Below are 230 nucleotides of genomic sequence, written 5' to 3'. Positions count from 1 at the left end.
GTTCGCGCAGCACCCGTACGCCGCTGAACGCCCGGTGCGCGAAGTCCGCCCAGAAACGGTCCTGCAGGGCGCGCGCCTGGGCGTGCACCGGTGCCGCCGGGTCGAACTCGGCGGCCAGCAGCACGACCGAGGTGAACTCGCCCACCGCACGGTCGATCTCCGGATGCAGCGGCAGCCGGTCGTTGACGGTGACGTTCAGCGTGCAGCGGTCCTGCCCGGACCAGGTGCGC

The 230-nt window shown here is 72.6% G+C and carries 1 protein-coding gene; it reads right to left on the bottom strand.

Annotation, left to right across the window (positions count from 1 at the left end):
- Window positions 1-230 (bottom strand): hypothetical protein (locus HOY81_RS27205; RefSeq protein WP_237323365.1); only part of this gene is annotated, 230 nt, incomplete at both ends.

It is taken from the genome of Streptomyces sp. JJ36 (genome assembly GCF_021696945.1).
Taxonomy (GTDB): domain Bacteria; phylum Actinomycetota; class Actinomycetes; order Streptomycetales; family Streptomycetaceae; genus Streptomyces.
Note: the sequence above shows the minus strand (reverse complement) of the source record. Positions and strands in the feature narration are given on the sequence as shown.